We start from the raw sequence: 1195 nt of genomic DNA, 5'->3' as shown, positions 1-1195 counted from the left end.
TATGGGTCGTAAGTCTCGGTGCCTCGATTAAGATGGGGCGATCGAGGCGGGCGTTGCGGGGTTTATGGGAGGTCGTTGGCGGCCGTCGGGATCTCGCACCCCGCCTCGTTTAATTGAAGGGCCGGACACCCGGACGGTAGCAAGTGCTGGCCGCACGTTTGACGATCCAGGAGCCGGCCCTGCCTCGAGAACAAGGCAGGAGCAGCATGACACTCTCTCATTTAGCGGACAATATTTTTGTCGGCATCGATGTCGGTGGCGCGGGCCTGGACGTGGCATGGCATCGGGGCGATAGCGCCCATTACGCAAATCGCCCCGATGCCATTGCCACACTGGTCGAGCGGTTGCGGAGCGGGCCTAAATTGACGCGCATCGTGCTGGAGCCGACCGGCGGCTATGAGAAGGCGCTGGTGAAGGCGTTGCGTCAGGCGCAGTTGCCGGTGGAGATCATCCATACGACACGCTTCAAGGCCTACTGCCAACTGGTCGGCGTCAAAGCCAAATCCGACACCTCGGACGCCCGGTTGCTGGCATCCTATGCCGCCGCCCCTGACGAGATACGCGGCCGCAAGGCCGGTCACGTCGAACTGCCGGAAGATGCGATCCGCGAGGCACTTTCTGAACTCGCAAGCCGCCGGGATCAGCTCAAACATATGATCCATGCCGAGACCTGCAGGCTTGGCACGGTGCGGATGACCGATCTCCGCCAGGCGATCGTCACCCACCTTGAGACGCTTAAAGCCGAAGACAAGAAGGTACATCAGATGATGCTGGCACTGGTTCGTCAGCGCCTCGATCTACGGCGCGATCAGCGCCTGCTTAAAACCATCAAGGGCATCGGCCCGAAGTCTGCGCTGGCTTTCCTTGCTTCTGTTCCCGAACTCGGCCGGATCGACAACAAGGCCGCAGCAGCGCTCATCGGCGTCGCTCCATTCGTCCGCAACAGCGGCACCATGACCGCCCCGGCACGAATCCACGGCGGGCGAGCCGCCGTGCGCAGTATCCTCTACATGGCCGCCGTCACTGCCAGCAGGCACAATCCGGTGCTGCGCCCCTTCTACGAACGCCTCATCGCAAAAGGCAAACCGCCAAAAGTCGCCCTCATCGCCATCCTCAGGCGCCTTGTCGTCTTCGCCAATGCCGTAATCAGGTCCGGACAGCCTTGGAAAGGCGCTAACGCCTCTTGACAGCTAAC

Annotated in this window: 1 protein-coding gene; it reads left to right on the top strand. The window is 61.8% G+C overall.

The genetic code is table 11. From position 1 onward, the window contains the following. The first annotated feature begins 206 nt into the window (after positions 1-206). Positions 207-1187: an IS110 family RNA-guided transposase gene (locus tag JQ597_RS37420; protein WP_212270387.1), complete on the top strand. Its 981-nt coding sequence runs from the start codon at positions 207-209 to the stop codon at positions 1185-1187. The last annotated feature ends 8 nt before the right edge of the window (positions 1188-1195 follow it).

This window comes from Bradyrhizobium sp. AUGA SZCCT0177 (assembly GCF_018130125.1).
GTDB lineage: Bacteria > Pseudomonadota > Alphaproteobacteria > Rhizobiales > Xanthobacteraceae > Bradyrhizobium.
The sequence above is the reverse complement of the archived record's forward strand: the minus strand, read 5'-3'. Positions and strand labels throughout refer to the sequence as shown.

What these genes read in the sequence shown, in the direction of transcription:
- JQ597_RS37420 (WP_212270387.1), top strand. Translation starts at nt 207, where the DNA reads ATGACACTCTCTCATTTAGCGGACAATATTTTTGTCGGCATCGATGTC.